The following is a 22,724-nucleotide window of genomic DNA, read 5'->3' as shown; positions in this document are numbered from 1 at the left end:
CATGTTCCGTTCCCGTCCGTTGTCCCTTGCCATCCTCCTTGCGGTAGCACCGCTGTCGGCGTCTGCCGCCGAGCGCGCCGACCTGCTGATCCGCAATGCCACCGTGGTCGATGTCGAGCACGCCAGCACCCTGGCCGGGCAGAGCGTGGTGATCCGTGGCGAGGACATCGTCGCCGTCGGCCCGGACGCGCAGCTGCGCAGCCAATGGAGTGCGGCCCGCCAGATCGATGCCAAGGGCAAGTACCTGATTCCGGGCCTGTGGGACATGCACGTGCACTTCGGTGGTGGTCCGGCGCTGATCGAAGAGAACAAGGCGCTGTTGCCGCTGTACATCGCGCACGGCATCACCACCGTGCGTGACTGCTCCGGCGACCTGCCCGAGCAGGTGCTGCAGTGGCGTGGCGAGATCGCCAAGGGCACCTTGTTCGGCCCGCGCCTGCTCAGTTCCGGCGCGAAGATCGAAGGCATCAAGCCGGTCTGGAAGGGCACGATCGAAGTGGGCAGCAAGGCCGACGTCGACAAGGCGATCACCCGCCTGCAGCACGACAAGGTCGATTTCGTGAAGATCACCGACAGCACGCTGAAGCCGGAACTGTTCCTGTACTCGGCCAGCGCTGCGCGAAAGGCCGGCTTCAAAGCCTCGGGACATATTCCGATGGCACTGACCGTGGAGCAGGCGGTCGATGCCGGCCTGGCTTCGATCGAGCATCTGGACTACGCATTCAAGGCCGGCAGCAAGGATGAGGCGCAGATCGCCGCTGACTTTGGAGCCGGCCGCATCGACCGTGCCGAAGCCAACCGGCGCCTCGACGCCAGCTTCGACCGTGACACTGCGATGCATGCCTACCGTGATTTCGCAAAGCGCGGCGTATTCGTGACCCCGACCCTCAACGGTGGCCGCATCCTCGACTTCCTTGACCAGGATGACCACGCCAACGATCCGTACCTGGCCTACATCGGCCCTGGCCTGCGCGCGACCTACCAGTGGCGCGTGGACCGCGCAGCCAAGGCCACGCCGGCGCAGATTGAAGCGCGCCACGCGCAGTACCACCAGGTGGCCGCGGTGCTGCCGCTGCTGCAGGAGGCGGGCGTGACGATCATCGCCGGTACCGATGCGGGCTTCCTCAACTCGTTCAACTTCCCGGGCATCGCCCTGCACCAGGAGCTGCAGCTGTTCGTGAAGGAGGGCCTGAGCGCACCGCAGGCGCTGTCGGCCGCAACCCGTTCCGGCCCGGCCTGGTTCGGCCAGATGGACCGCTACGGTGGTGTCACGCAGGGCAAGGCCGCCGATCTGGTGCTGCTGACCGCCAACCCGCTGCAGGACATTGCCGCCACGGAAAAAATCGACAGCGTGATCCTGCGCGGCAGCGTGTATGACCGCGCTGCGCTGGACAGGATGTTGGCTGATACCAAGGCCAAGGTGGCGGCGTGGAATGCCGAGGCGGCGAAGAGGCAGTGATCGACAGGGTCAGAGCCCTTCCCGGCGGGAAGGGATCCGACCCTATGGGGTTGGACGGCATCCACGCCATGCGTGGATGACGCGGCCGTTGGCCTAACGCGGTGCCGGCCGCATGCCATGCAGCTGCGGCAGTGCGGCCTTCATCGCATCGATGAAGGCGCGCAGCCGCGGCGGCTGCTGGCGCGCAGCAGGAAACACGACATGCACCGGCAGTGCCGGCGCCTGCCAGTCCGGCAGCAGCTGCACCAGACGTCCTTGTGCGAGGTCGTCGGCCACCAGCCAGGCCGAGACCACCGCTGCGCCCAGCCCGGCGCGTGCAGCCTGCTGCACCACGAACAGGTTGTCGCTGAGCAGGCGCGGGCTGATCGACAGCGTATGCGCGCGACCCTGTGCGTCATGCAGCAACAGGCGTTCGCGGTAGTAGGTGACCAGTGAGATCCATGGCAGTGCCTGTGCCTGTTCTGGTGTGCTGATCGCGGTGGACTGCACCAGCGACGGTGCCGCCACGACGATGCGCGGCACTTCGGCCAGCGGCAGTGCGACCATGCGCGGTTCGTCGACCGGTCCCACCCGCACCGCGCAGTCGATGCCTTCTGCGATGAAGTCCGGGCGCCTATCTTCCAGGATCCACTCCAGGCTCAGCTGCGGGTGCTGGGCCAGGAATGCCAGCATGGTCGGCAGCAGCTGTGCCTGGCCGAACGCGTGCGGCACCATCACCCGCAGGCGTCCGCGCAGCGTTTCCGGTTCGCCGTGCAGTTCGGCCTGCAGCGACTCCCATTCGTCGACCACGCGTTGCGCATGACGCTGGCAGCGCAGGCCATCCTCGGTCAGCTGCAGGCCGTGGGTGGAGCGCTGCAGCAGGCGCAGGCCGAGCTGTCGCTCCAGGGCCTGCAGGCGTCGGCTGACTGTCGGCTGGGTGGTGCCCAGCAGCACGGCCGCGGCAGACAAGCTGCCGGCATCGACGATGCGCAGGAAGGTGCGCAGCAGATCCAGGCGATCCGCACCGGTTGCGAGGTCATTCATGCGTATGGCGTATGAAGAATATGTAATGAAGCCTACTACAGACGTTTGGCGAATACCGGCAGGATACGTCCACTTCCTCCACCGGACTCCCCCATGTCTACCCCTTCGCTATCCGTCGCCGCCGCGCCCGTGACCGCACCCTCCACCCCGCTGGTGCTGGCAATGGCGGCCGGCGCCGGCTTCTCGGTCGCCTCCCTCTACTACAGCCAGCCGATGCTGGGCCTGATCGCTCAGGACCTCGGCGCAGGCGAGCGCGCCGCCGGCCTGGTACCGACCCTGACCCAGCTCGGCTATGCACTGGGCATCCTGCTGCTGGCACCGCTGGGCGACCGCTTCGACCGCCGCACCCTGATCCTGTTGAAGTCCGCGTTGCTGGCACTGGCACTTGGCGCCGCAGCGATGGCCGGGCACCTGCCGGGGCTGCTGATGGCCAGCCTGCTGGTCGGGCTGATGGCCACGCTGGCGCAGGACATCGTGCCTGCCGCTGCGGTGCTGGCGCCGGATGCACAGCGCGGTCAGATCGTCGGCCGGGTGATGACCGGCCTGCTGCTCGGCATCCTGCTGTCGCGCGTGGTCAGTGGCGTGGTGGCTGAAGCATGGGGTTGGCGCACGCAGTTCGTACTGGCCGCGGTATCGGTGGCGGCGATGGGCGCGCTGATGGCGCGTGCGCTGCCGCGTTTCGCACCGACCAGCACGCTGCGCTATCCGGCGTTGCTGGGTTCATTGCTGGCGTTGTGGCGCGAGCAGCCGCAGCTGCGCCGTGCGGTGGCCAGCCAGTCGTTGCTGGCAGTGGGCTTCAGCGCGTTCTGGTCGACGCTGGCGCTGATGCTGCATGCCCGCCTGGGCCTGGGCAGTGCGGCGGCGGGTGCGTTCGGTATCGCCGGTGCGGCCGGCGCATTGGCTGCGCCGTTTGCAGGACGTTTCGCCGATCGCCTGGGTTGCCATGCCGTGGCGCGGCTGGCGATCGCAGTGGCGCTGCTGGGTTTCGGGCTGCTGCTGGCCGAAGCCTGGTTGCCGGCCGCCGCGCTGCTGCCGCTGCTGGTGGTGAGTGCGCTGCTGTTCGACTTCGGTTTCCAGTCAGCGCTGGTGGCGCACCAGACGCTGGTCTATGGCCTGGTGCCGCCGGCCCGCAGCCGCCTCAATGCGCTGCTGTTCACGGGCATGTTCATCGGCATGGCCGCCGGCGGTGCGCTGGGCAGCCTGGCGCTGGCGCAGTGGGGGTGGCACGGCGTGGCCTGGCTGGCAGTGGTGTGTGCGGGCGGCAGCCTGCTGCTGCGCTTGAAGTAAGGGGGGTGTTTGGCAGGGCTTGCAGCCCTGCACCCGCGGTAGTGCCGGCCGCTGGCCGGCAACAGCACAAACAGCGGGTTTCCTGGACCCACCCCGCCTTCGACAGATCTCCGCGATCTGCAGTAGATCCACGCCATGCATGGATGAATCTCCATCGGAATCGAATATTTCGAATTGGAATCCAGAAGCATCCACGCATGGCGTGGATCTACCGTGTCGACCAAGGTCGACACCTACCAACAGCCATCGGAATCTGTCAGAGGTGGGGCGGTGCCGGAGTGCGGGGTGTCCGCGGCATGGATGCCGCGGCCAAGCCCCCATGGACGGGTTCACGGCGTCCCCGCACTCCGACACCGCCGCGCCATCCCACGGAGAGCCCGTTTTTGATTTTGCTGTTGAGGTTGCCGGCCAGCGGCCGGCACTACCGTGGGTGCAGGACTGCAAGCCCTGCCGAACAACCCCCTAATCGTGACCGCTGTCGTCCAGGCTGATGATGCCGCGCCGCAGCGCCTGGGTCACCGCGTGCGTGCGATCGCCCACGCCCAGCTTGTCCATCAGGCTCTTCATGTGCGCCTTCACCGTCTGCTCTGAAATCTGCATGCGCTCGCCGATGCGCTTGTTCGACAGGCCACCGGCCACGTGCCGCAGCACTTCGGTCTCGCGCGGCGACAACCGGTCTTCCACCACATGCGCGGCGATGCTCGCCGCCACCGCTGGTGGAATCGGCGCGCGCCGGCCGCCCGCAACCATGCGGATCGTGTCGACCAGCTCGTGGCGCAGCATGTCCTTCAGCAGGTAGGCGCTGGCGCCGGCCTGCAACGCCCGCACCGCACGTACGTCACCGCGGTAGGTGGTCAGCACGATGATGCGCGCGCGCGGGTCCATTGCGCGGATCCGCACGATGGCCTCCACACCATCCAGGCGGGGCATCTGCAGGTCCATCAGCACCACGTCCGGCTGCAGCTGCTGATAGTGTGCGATGGCTTCCTCGCCGTCGGCGGCTTCACCGAGCAGGCGCAGATCGGGTTGTGCGCCCAGCAGGGCGGCCAGGCCGTCACGCAGCAGCGGGTGGTCGTCGACCACCAGTACGCCGATCGGGGCAGGGGTTTCAGTCATGGCTCGTTCTACTCCAGGGCCAGCGCCAACGTGATGGGCGGTGGTGATACAGGCGCCGGGCGGGAACTGCCAGCGCGACTTCGGTCCCCAGCCCGGGGCGGGTCCACAGCTGCAGTTCCGCGCCAAGGCGCTGCGCGCGCTCGCGCATGCCCTGCAGGCCCCAATGGCCATGGCCGGCATTTTCGTCGGCGATGCCCACGCCATCATCGCGTACGTGTAGAAGGAAGCACCGCGTGCCGTAGGACAGCTCCACTTCGATGGCGCTGGCATTGGCATGGCGCAGCGCGTTGCGGATCGCCTCGCGTCCGATCAGGAACACTTCCTCGGCGGCATCGGCCTGCAGCGGTGGGTGGGGGCCTTCCACGGTCAGGCGCAGCGGATTGGTGCCGTGCCCGGCATACTCGGCGTGCACATCGGCCAGTGCCGAAGCGAGGTCGTGACCCGCGAACGGCCCCTCGCGCAGCGCATTGACCCGCTCGCGGCCCTCGGCCAGGTTGCGCTCGGCCAGCTGCATCGCCGACTCCAGCTGGCTGCGCACCGGCTCGGGGGTCTGGGGTGACTGGCTGATCGCATGCAGGCGCAGGATAAGGCCCTGGCTGCCCTGCAGCAGGCTGTCGTGCAGGTCGCGCGCGATGCGTTCGCGTTCGCCATTGCGTTCCTGCAGGCGCGCACGGAACAGCGCGGCCAGCTGCCCGCTGCGGATGCGTACTGCCAGCACCAGTAGTGCGAGCACGGCGGCGGTGCACAGCAGTTTGAACCACACGGTCTGGATGAAGGTAGGCGCGATGCGGAAGCTGCGGCTGGCCGGTGCGGTGCTCCAGATGCCGTCCTCATTGGCGGCTTCCACCTCGAACCGGTAGTTGCCTGGCGCGAGGTTGGTGTAATACGCGCGGGTGCTGCTGCCCGCGTCCTGCCAGCCATCGTCAACGCCGGACAGGCGATAGCGGTAGCGGTTGCGTTCCGGGCGTGCCAGCGACAGCGCCACGTAGTCGATCTGCAGCTGGCTGGTGCCGGCCGGCAGGCGCAGGCCGTCCCGCAGTGGTTGCCGTTCGCTGCCATGCAGCACGTCGCCGATGCGCACGCTGGGAGCCATCGTATTGACGTGCGACCGGGTGGTGTCCAGCCAGGCCAGGCCCTGGTTGGTGGCCAGCCATAGCAGGCCGTCGTCGGCCAGCACGGCGGTGGGGATCGGTCCGCTCTGCAGGGCGATGCCCGGCATGCCATCCACCGCATCGAACAGGCGTGGCGTCACCGGCTGCCCGGTACGCAGCGCCCGCCGCAACTGATCGCTCCCCAACCGGACCAGGCCACGACTGCCATTGAGCCACAGGTGACCGTGCGCATCGGCAACCATGCCGGTGATGCCCTCCAGCACGCCGGCCATGTCGGTGTTGACCGGCATGAAGCGGCCATTGCCGAGGCGGGCGGCCAGCCCGGCCTCACCGGCCACCAGCAACAGGTCCTGGTGGTGCAGCAGCGCGGTGACCGGGCCGACCAACAGCCCGTGGTTGGCATCGAAGGTTTCGATGCGGGTCGCGTCCATGCTGCGCAGCCGACCGTCGGCATAGCCGAGCAGCAGCTGGCCATTGGCATCCAGCGCCAGTGATGAGCAGGCCTGTTCGGGCAGGCGCGTTTCGCGCTGCCACTGGCCGTGCAGATAGTGCAGCACGCCACGTTCACCGGTGCAGACCCAGGCCTGGTCGTCATCGGCGAACAGCAGGGCATGCAGCGGTTGCCCGGTGAAGGGCTCGGGCAGCGGAATCAGCGTGGTGTGGCCTGCCACCGTGCGTGCCAGGTTGACCCAGTCGAACTGCCAGATCGGCGTGGGCGCCCGGCGCGCGGCCGCCTGCAGTTGTGCGGCGCTGCCTTCCAGCAGTGGCCGGCGCAGGTCGTACGGCTTGAGGTCCTCGCCGTAGCCGTACACACGCCCATCGCTGGCCCGCACCAGCGAGCGATAGGGATCACTGGGGCCGACCGCCAGCGTGTGCACGCTGCGCACGCGGAAGCGGTTGAGGCCCAGATTGGTGCCGACCCAGAGATTTCCTTCGCGGTCGGCGATGATCGGCACGGCCGAGGTGGCGGTCAGCCCGTGCGGCGAATCGAAGCGCTCCATGCGCACGGCGCGGCTGCCGTCGAACGTGACCCGGGCCACACCGCCATGCGGACTCATCGTGGCCCATAACGCGCCGTCGGCAGTGAACTGCAGGCGTGCGGCGACCAGGTCCGGCAGGCGTCGCGCTTCGCGTTCGCTGTCCGGCAGCAGGCCCTGCGCATTGGCCAGCGGCGAGGTGCCGCGCACACGGTCGGCCAGCCAGACTTCGCCCTGCGGGCTCTCGGTCAGCGTCGCCATCTGGGATACAGCAATGCCGGTGTCCTCGAAACGCGGTTGGCCTGCAGGACGCATCCAGATCCTGAGGTTGGCCAGTACCCAGAAGGTGCCACGGCTGTCGTGCAGCACCCATTGCACGCGGTGTTCCGGAACGCCCGTGTCTGCGGGCAGCGGCTGCCAGCGCTGGCCATCGAACTCGCGCAGCCCTCCATTGATGGCTGCCCACATCCGGCCGTCGCGGTCCTGGCTGAAGTGCGGTACCACGCCAACCGGCACGCCCTGGCCGCGGCCGTAGTTGTACAGCTGGCCGCGCGCGAACCGGCTGATGCCTGCCTGGAAGTAGCCGATCCACAGTGCGCCATCGGCGCTGTGTTCCAACGTGACCATGTTGGTGGACGGGTAGCGGGTGCCAGCCGGTGGCGCCTGCCGTTCGAAGCGACGTCCGTCGAATCGGTACAGGCCTGAACCGGTAGCCAACCACAACAGGCCGTCACGGTCCTGGCTGATGTCCCAGATGTCACCGGGTGCACCCTGGCCGACCCGCCAGGCGGTGTGCTCGTAGCCGGGCAACCCGCTGCTCACGGCCGGCCGCTGCACGGCGAGGGCGGGCAGGGCGGTCCACAGCAGCAGGCACGCCAGCAGCGCCGGCAGGCGACGCAGGAACGGGAAGGGGCGGCCATGCATGGCGCGCATTCTGGCAGGTGCGGGGCAGCCGCGGGTGACCCGAACGGGGTAGGCGCCTGGTGCCGTGGTCGGCTATCACGCCGGCATGTCCTGTGGAGTCCGGCCATGCAGCGCCTGTTCGTGATGTTCCCCGACCGGGGGCCGGGCATCGGCCTGCTGTGGCTGCGGCTGTGCGTGGCCGCTGCATTGTGCACGCCGGGCACGCACGCGGACTGGCTGTCGGCGCTATGCCTGCTGGCGGTGGTGATGCTTGCACTGGGCGTATTGACGCCGCTGGCGGTAGTGCCGGCAACACTGGGCCTGTATGCACAGGCACTGCCGTGGCCACTGGTGGTGTTGCCGCTGGCTTTGCTGGCGCTGGGGCCTGGCGCCTATTCACTGGATGCGCGGTTGTTCGGGCGCCGCCTGCTCGGCCGTCGGCCTCCCCCATTCGGGTAGGTGCTGGCCTCGACCGACGGGGGTAGGGCATCACGCAGGGGTCACGCACCATGGGGCATCCCTTCGCGGCGTCCCGCATGGCCACCATCCTTCCGCCTGATCCGCCCGCCGCTTCACTGGCGCCGCAGCAGGTCGCCGCATTGCAGCGTGCATTGCGCTATGTCGATGAACACCTGTCACAGCCGCTGCGGGTCACCGAACTGGCGGCCGTCGCCTGCGTCAGTCGCTTCCATCTGGTGCGCCTGTTCCGCAGCGGTACCGGCGCCAGCCCGCTGCGCTATGTACGCCGTCGCCGTATCGAACGTGCGCGCGAGCTGTTGTCGGCCCAGCACCTGCCGATGTCCTGCCTGGCGCAGCAGCTCGGCTTCTTCGACCAGAGCCATTTCGTCCGCAGCTTCCGCGCCGAGACCGGCTGCAGCCCCGGCCAGTACCTGGCCGGCGATGCAGCCCTGTTGCTTCCACCTGATCGTGTTTCCAACGGAGTCCACCCATGAGCCTTGCCACCGCCACGCCCGCCCCGGCCCTGTTGTCGCCCACCGACCATGCCCTGGTGCTGATCGACTTCCAGTCACAGATGGCATTCGCTACCCATACCATCGACATCTCCGCGCTGCGCAACAACGTGTCGTTGATCAGCAAGGGGGCCAAGGGCTTCAATGTGCCGGTGGTGCTGACCACGGTCGCAGAAGCGTCGTTCTCCGGCCCGATGTTCCCGGAACTGCCGCAGATCTTCCCTGGCCAGCCGGTGTTCGACCGCACCTCGATGAATACCTGGGAAGACCAGCCGGTGATCGATGAGATCAACCGCATCGGCAAGCGCCGCCTGGTGCTTGCCGGCCTCTGGACCAGCGTCTGCATCGTCGGGCCGGCGCTGTCGGCGCTGGCGCAGGGTTTCGAGGTCTACGTGATCACCGATGCCTGCGGCGATGTCAGCGAAGAAGCGCACGAGCGTGCGATCACCCGCATGGTGCAGGCCGGCGCGGTGCCGATGACCAGCGTGCAGTACCTGCTCGAACTGCAGCGCGACTGGGCACGCGGTGAAACCTACGACCTGACCACCGGCATTGCCCGCGACCATGCCGGCGGCTACGGCATCGGCATCCAGTACGCCAAGCGCATGTTCGGCGCGCAGGAAGGCGGGCACTGAGCATGCTGGCTGGCCATGGCCTCGACCTGGCCCTGCTGATGCTGCGCGTGGCGGCAGGAGGCTTCCTGCTGCCGCACGCACTGGGCAAGCTGTTCGGGTGGTTCGGTGGACCGGGGCTGTCCGGCTTCGCTACCGAGCTGCGCGGCTTCGGGCTGCCAGCGGTGGCACCGTTGCCGCTGTTTCTGGCCCTGCTGCAGGTGCTGTCCGGGCTGGCCGTGCTGCTGGGATGGCAGACCCGCATCGCCGCGCTTGCAGCGGCCGCCTTCATCGGCTTCACCGTCCTGTTGGCCCTGCCCAGGGGCTGGTTCTGGATGCGCGGTGGCAGTGAGTACCCGTTGATGTGGACCACGGTACTGCTGGCCATCGCGCTGGCCGGGCCCGGCACCTGGGCACTGGACGTCCACCGTCTTCCGGGAGACCTCGCATGAGTCACGATCCCCTCGATCACGGCCGCCGCAACGTGCTGCTGGCCAGCGGCGCCGCTGTTGCGCTCGGTCTGGCCGGCCGTGCCGGTGCCGCACTCGATTCCACTTCCAAGGAGCGTCGCATGAGCACGCTGGTCATCCGCAATGCCCGCATCACCACCCTCGACCCGCAGCAGCCGCATGCGCAGGCCCTGGCCGTGCAGGAAGGCCGCATCGTCGCCGTCGGCAGCGACGAGGAGATCATGCGTGGCTGGGGCAACGAAGCGACCTTGATCGACGCCCAGGGCCGGCGCCTGTTGCCCGGCCTCAACGACAGCCACACCCACCTGATCCGCGGCGGCCTGAACTACAACCTGGAACTGCGCTGGGATGGCCTGCGCTCGCTGGGCGACGCCCTGGACATGCTGAAGGCCCAGGTCGACCGCACGCCCGCGCCGCAGTGGGTACGCGTGGTCGGTGGCTTCACTGCCGCGCAGTTCAACGAGAAGCGCCTGCCGACCCTGCAGGAGCTCAACGACATCGCGCCGGATACACCGGTGTTCCTGCTGCACCTGTATGACCGCGCACTCCTCAACCGTGCCGCGCTGCGCGCCTGCGGCTACACCAAGGACACGCCGGATCCGCCGGGCGGGCAGATCGTGCGTGACTCGCTGGGCAACCCGACCGGGCTGCTGCTGGCCAAGCCGAATGCGTTGATCCTGTACGCGACGCTGGCCAAGGGACCGCGCCTGCCGATCGAGTACCAGGCGAACTCGACGCGCCACTTCATGCGCGAACTGAACCGGCTTGGCATCACCTCGGTGATCGACGCCGGCGGTGGCTTCCAGAACTATCCCGAGGATTACCAGGTCATCGAGCAGCTGCACCGCGATGATCAGCTGACGGTGCGCATTGCCTACAACCTGTTCACCCAGAACAAGGGCAGGGAAGTGGACGACTTCCGTGGCTGGAGCGAGATCCTGCAGCCGCGCCAGGGCGATGACCTGCTGCGCCACAACGGTGCCGGCGAGATGCTGGTGTTCTCAGCGGCCGACTTTGAACTGTTCAACGAGCCCCGCCCGGAACTGCCGCCGGAGCTTGAGCCCGAACTGCACGACGTGGTGAAGCTGCTGGTCGAGAAGCGCTGGCCGTTCCGCATCCACGCCACCTACGACGAGAGCATCACCCGCATCCTGGATGTGTACGAACAGGTCAACCGCGAGGTGCCGTTCGATGGCCTGCACTGGTTCATCGACCACGCCGAGACCATCACCCCACGCAACATCGAGCGCATCCGTGCGCTGGGCGGCGGCATCGCCGTGCAGCACCGCATGGCCTACCAGGGCGAAGCCTTCGTCGAGCGCTATGGCGTGCAGGCCGCGCGGCACACGCCGCCGGTCAAGCGCATGCTGGCCGAAGGCGTGCCGGTCGGTGCCGGTACCGACGCCACCCGCGTGGCCAGTTACAACCCGTGGGTGGCGTTGTCCTGGCTGGTGACCGGGCGCACCGTGGGTGGGCTGGCCCTGTATGGCGAGGAAAACCTGCTTGAACGCGAGCAGGCCCTGCGCCTGTGGACCCAGGGCAGCGCCTGGTTCTCCGGCGACGAGGCGGTGAAGGGCACGCTGAAAGCTGGCCAATTGGCCGACTTCATCCTGCTCTCGGCCGATTTCTTCCGCGTCGACGACGCGCAAATTGCCGACATCACCAGCCTGCTGACCGTCGTCGGCGGCCGCATCGTGCACGCCGACGGCGACTACGCCGGCCTTGCGCCGCAGCTGCCGCCGGCGATGCCGGACTGGTCGCCGGTCAACCGGTTCGGTGGCTACCACGTCGGCGGTGCGGCCACCGGGTCGGCCACCACCCATCGCCGCCATCACGGCGTGGCCTGCAGTACCCACGGTGCGCACGGGCATGCCGCGCAGCACGCGGCGCCGACCAATGACCTGACCGCGTTCTGGGGCGCGATGGGATGCTCGTGCTTCGCGTTCTGAGCCTGGCGCTGCTGGCCGTGCCATCGCTGGCGCTGGCCTGCGAGGGTGGCCACTGCACTGATGCCGGTGACGGCCAATTGCAGTGGGATGCCTCACTGCGCGTGCGTGGCCTGTACTACGACCCGACCCGGTTCGGTATCGGTGGCAGCGAAGATGGCCATGGCCTGCTGCGTGCGCTGGCCTCGGCCACCTATGTGGAGGACCGCTGGCAGGCAAAGCTGCAGCTGGGCGTGCATGCTGAGAATGGCAGGGCCGGCGGACCCGGCCGCACCGACCGCAGCGCGTTGGACGTGCAGCAGGCGTATTGGCGCTGGCAGCGCGGCGGCTTCCACCTGCAACTCGGTCGGCAGGAAGCCGGCTACGGAAGCTCACGACTGTTGTCGGTGCGCGATGGGCCGAACATCCGCCTGGCCTTCGATGGTGCGCGCCTGCGCTGGAAGGGCCGCCTCGGCACGCTTGATCTGATGGCACTGCGACCGGTGGAGAACCGGCCGGGTGCCTTTGATGATCGCGGGGAGCACGGTGCCCACCTGTGGGGTGCCTATGCCACCACGGCACGCGGGCAGGGCGCGGGGCAGTGGGCTCTGTATCTGCTGGACTACCGCCGCGAAGGCGCACGCTTCGCGGCGGGTTCCGGCATCGAGCGGCGGCAGACCTTGGGTGCGCGCTGGTTCGGCCAGGCCGGTGCACTGGACTGGAACAGCGAGCTGGTGGCGCAGGGCGGTGAACTGCGCACCGCGACCGGCAACCTCGACATTCGCACCTGGACGCTGGCTACCGATACCGGTTGGCGCTGGGCGGAGCTGCCGCTGCAGCCGCGTCTGGGGCTGAAGGCCGACATCGCCAGTGGCGATGGCAATCCGCGTGACGGCCGCCTGGGGACCTTCAATGCGCTGTTCCCGAAATCGGCCTACTTCAGCGAGGCCAGCCTGCTGGCCCCGGCCAATCTGATGGACGTGCAGCCGACCCTGACCCTGCGCCTGCACGACGCGGTGACGACGGAGCTGGGCGTACAGATGGCCTGGAAGCATCGTCGCGCCGATGCGGTCTACACCACGCCGGCGCCGCTGGTGGCGTTGCCAGGCAGTGCCGGTGGCGCGCGCCGCATCGGTAATCAATACAAATCCGAAACCCGCTGGCAGGCCAGCGAACACTGGCAATGGCAGCTGCAGCTGGCCTGGGTCGATGCCGGTCCTGCACTGAAGCAGGCCGGCGGCCAGGACACGCTGTTCGCCTCGATCGTTGGAGCATGGCAATGGTGAACGCAAACGCGTCGCAACCCTCCGCACAGGCCGCAGGTGCCTGGTCCCCGCTGAAGATCCAGATGTTCCGCTCGATCTGGCTGGCGATCCTGGCCAGCAACATCGGCACCTGGGTCAATGACGTGGCGGCCGCCTGGGTCATGGCCGAACGTACCGGTTCGCCGTTGATGGTGGCGCTGGTGCAGTCGGCCACCACGGTGCCGATCGTGCTGCTGGCACTCGCCGCCGGAACGCTGGCCGACATCGTCGATCGCCGCAGGTACCTGTTGGCGACCCAGGGCTGGATGCTGCTGGTCGCGGCCGTGATGGCGGCGCTGACTGCGATGGACATGCTGACTCCGCAGCTGCTGGTACTGCTGACCTTCTGCATGGGTTGCGGTGCAGCGATGGCAATGCCGGCGCAGGCCGCGATCGTGTCCGAGCTGGTGCCGCAGCCGATGCTGGCCTCGGCGGTGGCGCTGAACTCGATCGGCATCAACATCGCCCGCTCGATCGGCCCAGCCATTGGTGGCGTGATCGTGGCGCAGCTGGGTGCGGTGTGGGCATTCGGCTTCAATGCCATCACCTTTGCCGCGATGCTGTTCGTGGTGTGGGGCTGGAAGCGTGATCCCAAGCAATCCAGCCTTCCGCCGGAAGGTTTCGGTGCCGGCTTGAAGGCGGGCCTGCGCTATGCCAGCCGCGCTGGACGCCTGCAGGCCGTGCTGATCAAGTCGGTGGGCTTCTTCTTCTTTGCTGCGGCGATGAATGCACTGCTGCCGGTGGTGGTGCGCGGCCAGATGCAGGGTGGGGCGGGGCAGTACGGCATGCTGCTGGGTTGCATCGGTATCGGTGCCGTAGGTGGTGCCTTGCTGCTGCCGAAGCTGCGCGCGCAGCTGGATCGCGACCTGCTGGTGCTGCTGGCCACGCTGTCGCTGGCGCTCAGCCTGGTCGGGCTGGCGCTGACCCGCAGCTGGTACGTGCTTCCGGCTGTGATGCTGGTCAATGGCTTCGCCTGGATCACCTTGCTGTCGTCGCTGCAGATCGCCGCGCAGACGGCGGTGCCGGCATGGGTACGCGCGCGTGCGCTGGCGCTGTACATCATGGTGTTCTCGGCCGGCATGGCGGCCGGTGGCCTGAGCTGGGGCGCGTTGGCACAGCGCACCTCGCCGGAGCTGGCGTTGCTGGTGGCTGCCGCAGGTGCGGTGATCGGCGGACTGCTGGTGTGGCGCGTGCGGATTGCTGGCACCGAGGATCTGAACCTGCGTCCGGCCGGGCACTGGCCCGCACCCGAGCTGTCGGTGCCGGTGTCGAACGATCGCGGCCCGGTGCTGGTCACTATCGAGTACCGCATCGACGGTGCTGATCGTGCCGCGTTCCAGTCGCAGATGCGCGCGCTGGGCACGATCCGCCGCCGCGATGGCGCGGTGGTCTGGGGCGTGGTCGAGGACGTGGCCAGTCCAGGCATCCACCTGGAGTATTTCGTGACCCCGTCGTGGCTGGAGCACCTGCGCCAGCACGAACGCATCACGGCTGATGACAAGGCCATCCAGGAAGTGTTGCGGGAGCTGCATCGCGGTGAGCGTGTACCCGTGGTGCGTCACTTCGTGGGTGGGCATGACCCGCTGCCTGCCGCCGTGCCGCATCACCACACCGACATCTGACCCGCCGGTGGTAGAGCCGGCCGCTGGCCGGCTGTGCGTGATCACGATGGTGATCGGGTTGCCGGCCAGCGGCCGGCACTACCGAAGCAGAGGCGGTTGACCCGCCGGTGGTAGAGCCGGCCGCTGGCCGGCTGCGCGTGATCACGATGGTGATCGGGTTGTCGGCCAGCGGCCGGCACTACCGAAGGGGCGGCGGCGCCGTTACGGCGCCGCCGCGGTACATCAGCTGCGCGCGAACGCGAGCAGGTCGGCGTTGAACTGGTCGGCGTGGGTGACGGTCAGGCCATGCGGTGCACCGGCGTACACCTTCAGCTCGGCATCCTTGATGATCTGCGAGGACAGCTTCGCCGAGGCATCGAACGGGACGATCTGGTCGTCATCGCCGTGTACCACCAGCGCCGGCACGTCGATCTTCTTCAGGTCCTCGGTGTAGTCCACTTCCGAGAATTCGTGCACGCAGTCGTACTGGCCCTTGACGCCGCCGAGCATGCCCTGCAGCCAGAACGAATCACGCATGCCCTGGGTAACGGTATTGCCATCGCGGTTGGCACCGAAGAACGGTGTGGTCAGGTCCTTGAAGAACTGCGAGCGGTCACCGCCCGTGCCCTTGCGGATGCCGTCGAAGACGTCCAGCGGGGTACCGGCCGGATTGGCGTCGGTTTTCAGCATCAGCGGCGGCACGGCGCCGACCAGCACCACTTTTGACACGCGCTTGCTGCCGTGGCGGCCGATGTAGTGGGCCACTTCGCCGCCGCCGGTGGAATGGCCGACCAGGATCGCGTCCTTCAGGTCCAGCGCCTCGATCACCGCGGCCAGGTCATCGGCGTAGGTGTCCATGTTGTTGCCATCCCAGGTCTGGCTCGAACGGCCGTGGCTGCGACGGTCGTGGGCGATCACGCGGAAGCCGTTCTGGCCCATGAACAGCATCTGCGGGTCCCAGGCATCGGACGACAGCGGCCAGCCGTGGGCGAACACGACCGGCTGGCCGGTGCCCCAATCCTTGTAGAAGATGCGGGCGCCATCGGCGACGGTGACGTAATTGCTCATTGCGGGTTCCTTGGCGGAAGGGAGGGAAGGCACTGGCAGCGGTGCCGGTGCCTTCGGCAGTACATCGCAGTGCACATCGGACGGCTTGCACGGCTGTGCTGGATTGCCCGGACTGTGACGCGTATCGCTCTGGCATGAAGCGGCCACCGCACAGACGATGGCGGCAGCCTGGTCGAGGAGCCCGCGATGCCGAGAATGCGATGCAGCCCACTGTTGTGCCTGATGCTGGTCACGGCGGTTCATGCGCAGACCAACGTGTACAAATGCGTGGACGGGCCACATCCGGTCTATCAGCAGACACCCTGCCAGGGGCATGCGGAATGGCGCTGGGAGGTGCCCGAGGAGCAGTCGCTGTCACGCGGACCGGTGCCAAAGCCGGCCGGCGCGGGCAGCGCGGTGCCGGCGCGACCGCGCACCGTGCGCTCGGGGCGGCCGCAGGCCGCGCTGATACCCATCAGCACGGACCCCAGGGCCTGTGAGCGCGCACGACAGCGCCGCGGGGAGGTGCTGGCCAAGGCCAAGCGCCTGGACTTCGTACAGCGTCGGCAGCTCGATGACGCGGTGTACGACGCCTGCCGCTGAGCGTGGCTCACGAAAGGCCGTAAACGACAACGGCGCCCTGTGGCGCCGTTGTGCGTGGATGCGGATGGCCGGGCCTCAGCGACCGTCGCTGGCGGCAGCCGGTGCCGGCGAGGGCACGCCTTCCGGCTTGGGCAGGCTCAGCTCCGGGTTGCCCTGTTCGGCCTGCAGGATCTGGATGCGGCGCTGCAGGGCATCCAGCTGGCTGTTGGTGCTCTGCACGTCGGTGCTGAGGCTGACTGCCTGCTGCTGCGCCTGCTGCAGGGCGGCGCTGACCTGGGCCGACTGCGCCTGCTGCTGTTCCATTTCCTGCTGCAGGGTGCGCAGGCGCTCCTCGTTGTAGGCCACCAGGCGCTCGGTGTAGCGCTTGCCGGCTTCCAGGCGGGTCGTATCGATGTAGACCTGCGCCAGCTGTTCCGATTGCTGGGCAAAGGTGCGGTAGACGCGCTCGGCGTTGTCGACCGCATCGGTCTTGATCACCCGCCAGAAGTTCTTCTCCTGGAACAGGGCGACGTAGTAGGTCAGGGTGTTGGCGTTGAACAGCAGGCTGGCGCCGTAGTTGCCGTTGTAGGTCGTGCGCAGCTCGGTCAGCTGGCGCGAATCCATCAGCTGCTTGAGTTCGTCAACGGTGTTGCGCACCACCGGGGCGCTGCGTGCGGCCGGCTCTGCGGCTGCCTCACGGTCGCCACGGGCAGCCATCGCCGCCGGTGCCACCAGCATCATGGCCACGGCCAGCAGTGCCGCGCCGCGCGCGTGCCGGGCGAAGACCGCGCCCCCTGAAGTTTCTCGCATGTCTAGACCATCCACGGATGAGTGTGGGTTGAGATGAAGGTGGTTCCCCGCCGGGAGTCTAGCATGGGCGCGGGCGCCGCCAAGGGCGCCCGTCACGGCTCAGTAGACCAGCTGCGCCGCGCTGCACTGGATCGACTGCACGTTGACGTCGGTGCGGCCGAGTTCCAGGCCCAGCACGCTGGCCAGCAGGTTGGTCAGCAGGGTGCCGACGCTGTTGAGCACCAGCCGCAGGGCGGTCAGGATCGGCTTGAGCAGCGTGCACAGCAGGCCGCTGCAGCTCACGCTGCCATCCGGATTGGTGACGCCGGTTCCACCGGTACCATCCAGGAAGCCGGCCGGCGCGGTCTGGATGTACGAGGCCAGGTTGTTGCGCACGCAGCCGTTGTAGTCGATCAGGTTGCCGAGCAGGCTGTCGCAGCGGTTGATCAGCAGGCCACCGACCAGCGAGCCGAGCAGGCCATCGAGCAGGCCCAGGCCCTGGCCGGTGACGGTGGTCTTGTAGCCGGTCCACACCGAACCGTCTTCCCAGCAGGTGGTCAAGCCCAGCAGGCAGGGCTTGGGGACGCCATTCTTCACCGTCCAGTTGCCCAGCGGGGCAAGGTTGCGCGCCGGGTCGCCATCGCGCAGCAACGGAATGACCTGATCGACGTTGTAGCGCCCGCCAGTGGGAAAGGCCGCCTGCAGGTAACGATCGGCCAGCGCCTTGGCCGTGTCGTTGGCACTCATGCCCTGCTTGGGCGAGCTGAGCATGCCCGACAACACGCGCAGCAGTTCATTGACCAGGTCCGACACCGCGTTGCCCACTGCAAGTGGATTGATCCGGGTCGAAGCGGTCTCGCCGGCGGCAAGGGTCAGGTTCTGCGAGCTGGTCAGGGCAGGCAGGGTGATCCTGTCATTGATCAAGGGTTGCCCGAGCAGTTTCAGCAGCTGCTCGTTCTTCAGGGTGTCGTCGCAGACATTGCTCCTGGAAAAGCGTTGCGCCGGGTCGACATTGCCGACACAGGCGCGCAGCACCGACGAGTCGACCCGGATGGTGGCCTTCTGTGGGCTGGCGCCGCATTGGATGCCGGTCAGCGTGCCCATCGCATTGGCGACATCGACATGCAGTGGCAGGTGCAGGCGCGTGCCGAGCAGGTTCAGCAACGGGCCCACCGCGAACAGGTTGTTGCTGTCCACGTCCACCATCAGCCGCACCTGCGCGTTGTACGCGCGTGTGCCGACGCCACCGATGGCGATCGAGGGCGGTTCCACCACGCCAGCCTGGATGTTGATGCCCAGCAGGTCCAGTCCCTTCACCGCAACGCCATTGCCGTCGTTGGCGATGGAGATGGCGGTACTGATCAGGTTGAGCACGTTGACCTTCGTTTCCAGCGCGCTGCCGATCGTGCCATCGGGCGAGACCACTTCGGCGAACAGACCGCCGCCACCGGACTGGCTGCCCAGCACGATGTTGAGCTTGTTGATGTCCAGCTGGGTGGCGACCAGATCGGACAGTGCACGCAGCTGTACGCCCACGGTGCTGTCGCGGCCGACCACGGTGGCGGTGGCATCGACCAGCTGTGCCAGCGAGATCTTGTTGACCGACAGCAGCCGGTTGAAGTCAGCCACGCTGAGGTTGGCGCTGACCGGGATGTTCAATGCCTTGAGCAGGCCCGACGGCGTGATGTTGGCCTGGGCGAGGCCGTCATAGGAGAGCACGGTGGCGTTGGTCACATCCAGGCCGACCAGACGCAGGGTCGACAACAGTACCGAGTCGCCATTGGTGCGCAGCAGCTGCGAACCGACCGCGAACACCGCAGTCGGTTCGGAACGGCGGGCTACGGCCTCCACGCTGACGGTGGGCAGGCCGGTGTTCTGGCCGAAGAACGGCAGCACGCTGCGCTGCGCGACTACCTGCACGGCATTGCGCGGGTTGCTGGCATCGATGGTGGTGACGAAGCGGTTCGACGTGCTGCGTGTGGCGCTCCAGTTGCCGCAGCGGATCTGCACGGTGCCTGCAAACCTGTTCTGGGTGACCGCGCTCTGCCGCGCTGCACTGTTGTCGCTGTTGTCAGACGTGCACAGCTCCAGCCGTTGTGCACCGGCCAGTGCAGCGAGGTCCGCGACTTTCTGTGCGTCACGCTTGGCCCAGAACAGATAGCCGATCTCGATCAGGCCCAGCATGGCGAGCAGCGCCAGCATGACCAGCATCATGGTGACCGACATGCCGCCGCGTGGGCGGCTGAAACTGAACTGGCGTGGGCGTTTCATGGCCTACCTCAGCGTCCGGATGAGGATGTTCCCTTGGACTTGGCGACATCGGTTTCGAAAAAGTCCGGGATCTCGTGTTCGAAGCTCTTCATGTAGCGGGCGTAGCTCAACGTAGCCTGGTCGCCGAGGATCGGCAGGCGTTGCCCGGCCTGCTGCCCTGATGCCTGCAGGCGGAACAGGTCGCGCGTGGTGTCGCCGATCTGGCTGCGGCCGGGTCGCGCGGCTGCAGCGTTGCCGTCGGTGATGGCGACCGCTGCAGGCGCCGCCTGCGGCACCGGTGCCGGCGGGGTCGCCAGGTCCACGGTGGCCAGTGACTCGGACTGCAGCGGCTGCGAAGGCGGCGCAGCGGGCGTGCTGCCGCCAAGCATCTGCCCGGTCAGGGGTTGCTGCTGCGCCTGCGCGCCGCCGGTCAACAGCAGGCAGGCCAGTGCAGGCAACAGGTGTCGGGTCAGGGGCATGGCGCTCATGGAGTGTTTCCGTTCGGCTGATCGGAGGTGCTGAAGCGTTCCAGCATCGAGGGCGGCAGGCGCTGCGGATCGCGCTCATCGCGGCTGTCGCGGCGTGGTTCCGCCGCCAGTCGCGTGGCGCCGGGCCGGTTGCTGCCGGCATCGCTGGCGGTAGCACGCGCGGGGGCCGGCACGACTGCGGCAGCTGCCGCGGCGGCCTGGCGCTGCTGCAGGCGGGCACGGATCTGCGCGGCCTGTTGCTGGATGCTGCGGCGGGTGTCCTCGTTGAGATTGGCCTGTTCGGCGAGGCGCTCTGCAGTGGCGGTGTCGCCACGCAGCACCGCCCACAGGGCGAGGTTGGCGGTGGCCTTGGCATTGCCTGGAGACAGCTCCAGCGCCTTGGCCAACGGTTCACGCGCCTGTTCGAACTGACCTGCACGCAGACGTGCATAGCCGAGATCGCCCAGGTAATCGGTGTTCAATGGCTGCAGCTGCGTGGCCCGGGCCAGTGCCTCCTCGCTGCCGCCATCGTCGTCACGGCGCGCGGCGATCAGGCCCAGGCCGTGTGCGGCTACAGCGGCCTGCGGGCCACTGGAGAGCTCGCGGTACAGGGCGATGGCAGCGTCGGCCTGGCCGGTCTCGCGCAGGGCGTCGGCCTGCAGCAGGCGCAACGCCGGCGGGTCGCCATAGCGCTGGCGGAAGGCATCGACGTGGGCCAGCGAGGCATACCAGGCACCCTGCTGCTGCATGCGCCCGATCAGTTCCAGGTAGGCATTGCGGCTGTCCTGCGGCGCCGGTTCGGGCGCGGCCAGGCTGGGCGCGCGCAGGTACTTCGGCGTGGTCGACGCACAACCACTGGCGACGGCGGCAAGGGCGAGCAACAGGCAGGAGGTGCGCAGGGCAGGCATCAGGGCGATCCCATCTTGGACATGGTGGTGGCCAGCGCGACCAGCGCCGGTCCGGCAAGAACCAGCATCAGCGCTGGCAGCAGGGTCAGCATCATCACCACGGTCATCTTCACCGAGAGCTTGCCAACCTTTTCCTTCAGGGCGTTGCGGCGCTGTTCGCGCAACCGGATGCTGAACTGCCGCAGTGGTTCCTGCACTGCGCCGCCATGCGCGTGCACCTGCAGGATCAACTGCATCAGGCTGGTCAGGTCATCATCCGCGTAGACCTCGCTCAGCCGGCGCAGGGACTGCGCGCGCGTGCGGCCATGGGTGTACGCGACGTTGGCCTCCTGCAACTCGCCGCCAAGCACCGGCAACGCGTCGCGCAGCTTGTCGCCCAGCGTCTGCAGGCTCTGGTCCATGCTGAAGCCCACGCCCTGCAGCAGGCGCAGCAGGTCGATCAGCAGGGGCAGCTCGTTGTCGACGGCGCGCCGTCGCCGCTTCACCCACGAAGAGAGGATGAACTTCGGCAGCAGCAGGCCTGCCGCGAGCGCACCGATCACAACCATCATCCTGGCCAGCCCCTGGGCGCTGCTGAACGCCAGGGCCAGCACCAGCACCAGCACGCCCAGCAGCAGGCGCAGGCCAAGATAGATGGCGGTGCCACGACGTGTGTTCCAGCCCGCCAGGTCCAGCAGCAGCCGGTCTTCATTGGCCAGCAATGCAGATTCCAGGCGGCCGCCACTGAGCGCGCGCCCGAAGCGTTCCAGCCAACCCAGCGAATCACGGCGCGCGGCCTCCGTGTCGCGCGCCTCATCCCGCGGTTGCAGTGCGGTCTTCAAGGTGGCCGAGGTGCGCTGTTCGCGATGGCTGCGCACCCATCCGGCGATGCCTAGCAGGGCAACACCGGCGGCCAGAACCAGCAGCGACAGGGCAAACCAGGTGCTGGCACTCATCGGGCACCTCCGTGGCGGATCCGGGTGGTCATAGCGACTTGGCCAGGCGGTAGAGCAGGAAAGCGCCAAACAGCTCCAGCCCCAGCGCGATCAACAGGATCTTGTGACCCAGCGGATCGTGCAGCACCGGCTGGAAGAATTCGGGGCTCGATATGGCCATCAGCACCGCGCTGGCCGGTGGCAGCAGGCCGAGCACCCAGGCTGACATGCGGGTTTCCGACGTGGTCGCGGCCAGCTCCTGCTGGGCCTGCTCCAGGTCGCGCATGAAATCGCCCATGCGCTGCAGGATCTGATCGGAGCGTCCGCCGATGCGTACGCTGACACCGATCACGACGGACAGCACCTTGAGCACATCCATCCGGTAGGGCTGTGCCGCCAGGCTCAGGGCACGGTCCAGGTCCATGCCGCTGCGCGCGTAGCGCACGGTGGTGTCCAGCAGTCCGCGCAGCGGCGCGCTGGTCTGCATCGACGCCACCTGGAAGGCAGCCTGCAGGCTGTTGCCGAGCGCGGTCAGCCGCACCAGGTTGTCGAGGAAGTCGGGCAGCTGGTGCAGCAGTTGTGCACGCAGTTTCGTGGTGCGGCGCATGACCCACAGCCAGCAGGCCAGCAGGTACAGCAGCAGGGTCAGGGGGAACATCCACGCCGTACCGAGCCTGAGCATGGCCACGACCGAAAGCACCAGTCCCGGCACCAGCATCATGATGGGCAGCTTCCAACCCGTCTGCAGGCCCGCACGTTGCAGCAGGCCGTCCAGCGGCAACACCCGGCGCCCGGCACTTGCCGGTCGCGCCGGGTCGTTGGCGGCGGCTACGGATGCCCCGGCCGGGGCTCCGCCACTGGCGCCTCCGCGAGCCAGCTGCTGCTCGGCGTGCTGCAGCGAAGCCTGGCGTTGCTCCCGGTTGCTGGCGGTGCCCCACAGCCATACCGCAAGCGCCAGCAGCACCGAGATGATGCTCAGTACACCCAGCAGCAGGCCCGTGCCCATGC

20 protein-coding genes are annotated in these 22,724 nt (G+C 68.0%); 10 read left to right on the top strand and 10 right to left on the bottom strand.

What is annotated here, in order from left to right; all coding sequences use genetic code 11:
- Position 1: 1 nt before the first annotated feature.
- The gene (locus tag AC5P99_RS03150; protein WP_495212894.1) at positions 2–1,459 is read left to right on the top strand and encodes an amidohydrolase family protein; all 1,458 of its coding nucleotides are present in this window, start codon (positions 2–4) and stop codon (positions 1,457–1,459) included.
- Between the two features lie 93 nt (positions 1,460–1,552).
- Here the strand turns inward: AC5P99_RS03150 and AC5P99_RS03145 are convergent, their stop codons facing one another.
- The gene (locus AC5P99_RS03145; RefSeq protein WP_049451846.1) at positions 1,553–2,482 is read right to left on the bottom strand and encodes a LysR family transcriptional regulator; all 930 of its coding nucleotides are present in this window, start codon (positions 2,480–2,482) and stop codon (positions 1,553–1,555) included.
- Positions 2,483–2,575: 93 nt separating this feature from the next.
- Here AC5P99_RS03145 and AC5P99_RS03140 point away from each other — a divergent pair, with 93 nt between their 5' ends.
- Positions 2,576–3,769, top strand: a complete 1,194-nt coding sequence (locus AC5P99_RS03140) for an MFS transporter (RefSeq protein ID WP_108270429.1) — start codon at positions 2,576–2,578, stop codon at positions 3,767–3,769.
- Positions 3,770–4,231: 462 nt separating this feature from the next.
- On the opposite strand, the gene AC5P99_RS03135 is transcribed toward AC5P99_RS03140, so the two are convergent.
- Together AC5P99_RS03135 and AC5P99_RS03130 are read right to left on the bottom strand one after the other, a co-directional pair.
- Positions 4,232–4,885: a response regulator gene (locus tag AC5P99_RS03135; protein WP_012480561.1), complete on the bottom strand. Its 654-nt coding sequence runs from the start codon at positions 4,883–4,885 to the stop codon at positions 4,232–4,234.
- Entirely contained in the window at positions 4,878–7,907 is a 3,030-nt protein-coding gene (locus tag AC5P99_RS03130; RefSeq protein ID WP_495212893.1) for a sensor histidine kinase, read from the bottom strand. Before AC5P99_RS03130 ends, AC5P99_RS03135 begins: the two co-directional genes overlap by 8 nt.
- Before the next feature lie 96 nt (positions 7,908–8,003).
- Here AC5P99_RS03130 and AC5P99_RS03125 point away from each other — a divergent pair, with 96 nt between their 5' ends.
- The 7 genes from AC5P99_RS03125 (at position 8,004) to AC5P99_RS03095 (ending at position 14,780) form a co-directional block, all read left to right on the top strand.
- Positions 8,004–8,336 (top strand): hypothetical protein, encoded by a 333-nt coding sequence (locus AC5P99_RS03125; protein WP_495212892.1) that lies wholly within the window; start codon positions 8,004–8,006, stop codon positions 8,334–8,336.
- A gap of 50 nt (positions 8,337–8,386) precedes the next feature.
- Positions 8,387–8,830 (top strand): helix-turn-helix transcriptional regulator, encoded by a 444-nt coding sequence (locus AC5P99_RS03120; RefSeq protein ID WP_059034680.1) that lies wholly within the window; start codon positions 8,387–8,389, stop codon positions 8,828–8,830.
- Positions 8,827–9,483, top strand: coding sequence for a hydrolase (locus AC5P99_RS03115; protein WP_005410010.1), 657 nt, complete (start codon positions 8,827–8,829; stop codon positions 9,481–9,483). The genes AC5P99_RS03120 and AC5P99_RS03115 overlap by 4 nt, the downstream gene beginning before the upstream one ends.
- A 2-nt stretch (positions 9,484–9,485) precedes the next feature.
- Positions 9,486–9,911, top strand: a complete 426-nt coding sequence (locus AC5P99_RS03110) for a DoxX family protein (RefSeq protein WP_088437066.1) — start codon at positions 9,486–9,488, stop codon at positions 9,909–9,911.
- 119 nt (positions 9,912–10,030) lie between these two features.
- Positions 10,031–11,878: an amidohydrolase gene (locus tag AC5P99_RS03105; RefSeq protein ID WP_495212974.1), complete on the top strand. Its 1,848-nt coding sequence runs from the start codon at positions 10,031–10,033 to the stop codon at positions 11,876–11,878.
- Entirely contained in the window at positions 11,857–13,140 is a 1,284-nt protein-coding gene (locus AC5P99_RS03100; RefSeq protein ID WP_495212891.1) for an alginate export family protein, read from the top strand. Before AC5P99_RS03105 ends, AC5P99_RS03100 begins: the two co-directional genes overlap by 22 nt.
- Positions 13,134–14,780, top strand: a complete 1,647-nt coding sequence (locus AC5P99_RS03095; protein WP_495212890.1) for an MFS transporter — start codon at positions 13,134–13,136, stop codon at positions 14,778–14,780. The genes AC5P99_RS03100 and AC5P99_RS03095 overlap by 7 nt, the downstream gene beginning before the upstream one ends.
- A gap of 222 nt (positions 14,781–15,002) precedes the next feature.
- Here the strand turns inward: AC5P99_RS03095 and AC5P99_RS03090 are convergent, their stop codons facing one another.
- Positions 15,003–15,827: an alpha/beta fold hydrolase gene (locus tag AC5P99_RS03090; protein WP_005410005.1), complete on the bottom strand. Its 825-nt coding sequence runs from the start codon at positions 15,825–15,827 to the stop codon at positions 15,003–15,005.
- A 186-nt stretch (positions 15,828–16,013) separates the two neighbouring features.
- Between AC5P99_RS03090 and AC5P99_RS03085 the strand changes: the two genes are divergently transcribed.
- Positions 16,014–16,409, top strand: coding sequence for a hypothetical protein (locus AC5P99_RS03085; protein ID WP_024958102.1), 396 nt, complete (start codon positions 16,014–16,016; stop codon positions 16,407–16,409).
- Between the two features lie 75 nt (positions 16,410–16,484).
- Here the strand turns inward: AC5P99_RS03085 and AC5P99_RS03080 are convergent, their stop codons facing one another.
- The 6 genes from AC5P99_RS03080 to AC5P99_RS03055 form a co-directional block, all read right to left on the bottom strand.
- On the bottom strand, positions 16,485–17,198 hold the full coding sequence (locus AC5P99_RS03080) for a DUF2968 domain-containing protein (RefSeq protein WP_005410003.1): 714 nt from the start codon (positions 17,196–17,198) through the stop codon (positions 16,485–16,487).
- A gap of 99 nt (positions 17,199–17,297) precedes the next feature.
- The gene (locus AC5P99_RS03075) at positions 17,298–19,448 is read right to left on the bottom strand and encodes a TadG family pilus assembly protein (RefSeq protein ID WP_495212889.1); all 2,151 of its coding nucleotides are present in this window, start codon (positions 19,446–19,448) and stop codon (positions 17,298–17,300) included.
- 8 nt (positions 19,449–19,456) lie between these two features.
- Positions 19,457–19,915 carry a DUF3613 domain-containing protein gene (locus AC5P99_RS03070; RefSeq protein ID WP_099604765.1) on the bottom strand — a complete coding sequence of 153 codons (459 nt, stop codon included), beginning with the start codon at positions 19,913–19,915 and terminating at the stop codon, positions 19,457–19,459.
- Entirely contained in the window at positions 19,912–20,802 is an 891-nt protein-coding gene (locus tag AC5P99_RS03065; RefSeq protein ID WP_495212888.1) for a tetratricopeptide repeat protein, read from the bottom strand. The genes AC5P99_RS03070 and AC5P99_RS03065 overlap by 4 nt, the downstream gene beginning before the upstream one ends.
- Entirely contained in the window at positions 20,802–21,737 is a 936-nt protein-coding gene (locus tag AC5P99_RS03060; protein WP_005409999.1) for a type II secretion system F family protein, read from the bottom strand. The genes AC5P99_RS03065 and AC5P99_RS03060 overlap by 1 nt, the downstream gene beginning before the upstream one ends.
- A 28-nt stretch (positions 21,738–21,765) precedes the next feature.
- Positions 21,766–22,722 (bottom strand): type II secretion system F family protein, encoded by a 957-nt coding sequence (locus AC5P99_RS03055; protein WP_043035231.1) that lies wholly within the window; start codon positions 22,720–22,722, stop codon positions 21,766–21,768.
- Positions 22,723–22,724: the final 2 nt, after the last annotated feature.

Source organism: Stenotrophomonas sp. YJH_SMC_80, assembly GCF_059372495.1.
The sequence above is the reverse complement of the archived record's forward strand: the minus strand, read 5'-3'. Positions and strand labels throughout refer to the sequence as shown.

What these genes read in the sequence shown, in the direction of transcription:
- AC5P99_RS03150 (WP_495212894.1), top strand. Translation starts at nt 2, where the DNA reads ATGTTCCGTTCCCGTCCGTTGTCCCTTGCCATCCTCCTTGCGGTAGCA.
- AC5P99_RS03145 (WP_049451846.1), bottom strand. Translation starts at nt 2,482, where the DNA reads ATGAATGACCTCGCAACCGGTGCGGATCGCCTGGATCTGCTGCGCACC.
- AC5P99_RS03140 (WP_108270429.1), top strand. Translation starts at nt 2,576, where the DNA reads ATGTCTACCCCTTCGCTATCCGTCGCCGCCGCGCCCGTGACCGCACCC.
- AC5P99_RS03135 (WP_012480561.1), bottom strand. Translation starts at nt 4,885, where the DNA reads ATGACTGAAACCCCTGCCCCGATCGGCGTACTGGTGGTCGACGACCAC.
- AC5P99_RS03130 (WP_495212893.1), bottom strand. Translation starts at nt 7,907, where the DNA reads ATGCGCGCCATGCATGGCCGCCCCTTCCCGTTCCTGCGTCGCCTGCCG.
- AC5P99_RS03125 (WP_495212892.1), top strand. Translation starts at nt 8,004, where the DNA reads ATGCAGCGCCTGTTCGTGATGTTCCCCGACCGGGGGCCGGGCATCGGC.
- AC5P99_RS03120 (WP_059034680.1), top strand. Translation starts at nt 8,387, where the DNA reads ATGGGGCATCCCTTCGCGGCGTCCCGCATGGCCACCATCCTTCCGCCT.
- AC5P99_RS03115 (WP_005410010.1), top strand. Translation starts at nt 8,827, where the DNA reads ATGAGCCTTGCCACCGCCACGCCCGCCCCGGCCCTGTTGTCGCCCACC.
- AC5P99_RS03110 (WP_088437066.1), top strand. Translation starts at nt 9,486, where the DNA reads ATGCTGGCTGGCCATGGCCTCGACCTGGCCCTGCTGATGCTGCGCGTG.
- AC5P99_RS03105 (WP_495212974.1), top strand. Translation starts at nt 10,031, where the DNA reads ATGAGCACGCTGGTCATCCGCAATGCCCGCATCACCACCCTCGACCCG.
- AC5P99_RS03100 (WP_495212891.1), top strand. Translation starts at nt 11,857, where the DNA reads ATGCTCGTGCTTCGCGTTCTGAGCCTGGCGCTGCTGGCCGTGCCATCG.
- AC5P99_RS03095 (WP_495212890.1), top strand. Translation starts at nt 13,134, where the DNA reads ATGGTGAACGCAAACGCGTCGCAACCCTCCGCACAGGCCGCAGGTGCC.
- AC5P99_RS03090 (WP_005410005.1), bottom strand. Translation starts at nt 15,827, where the DNA reads ATGAGCAATTACGTCACCGTCGCCGATGGCGCCCGCATCTTCTACAAG.
- AC5P99_RS03085 (WP_024958102.1), top strand. Translation starts at nt 16,014, where the DNA reads ATGCCGAGAATGCGATGCAGCCCACTGTTGTGCCTGATGCTGGTCACG.
- AC5P99_RS03080 (WP_005410003.1), bottom strand. Translation starts at nt 17,198, where the DNA reads ATGCGAGAAACTTCAGGGGGCGCGGTCTTCGCCCGGCACGCGCGCGGC.
- AC5P99_RS03075 (WP_495212889.1), bottom strand. Translation starts at nt 19,448, where the DNA reads ATGAAACGCCCACGCCAGTTCAGTTTCAGCCGCCCACGCGGCGGCATG.
- AC5P99_RS03070 (WP_099604765.1), bottom strand. Translation starts at nt 19,915, where the DNA reads ATGAGCGCCATGCCCCTGACCCGACACCTGTTGCCTGCACTGGCCTGC.
- AC5P99_RS03065 (WP_495212888.1), bottom strand. Translation starts at nt 20,802, where the DNA reads ATGCCTGCCCTGCGCACCTCCTGCCTGTTGCTCGCCCTTGCCGCCGTC.
- AC5P99_RS03060 (WP_005409999.1), bottom strand. Translation starts at nt 21,737, where the DNA reads ATGAGTGCCAGCACCTGGTTTGCCCTGTCGCTGCTGGTTCTGGCCGCC.
- AC5P99_RS03055 (WP_043035231.1), bottom strand. Translation starts at nt 22,722, where the DNA reads ATGGGCACGGGCCTGCTGCTGGGTGTACTGAGCATCATCTCGGTGCTG.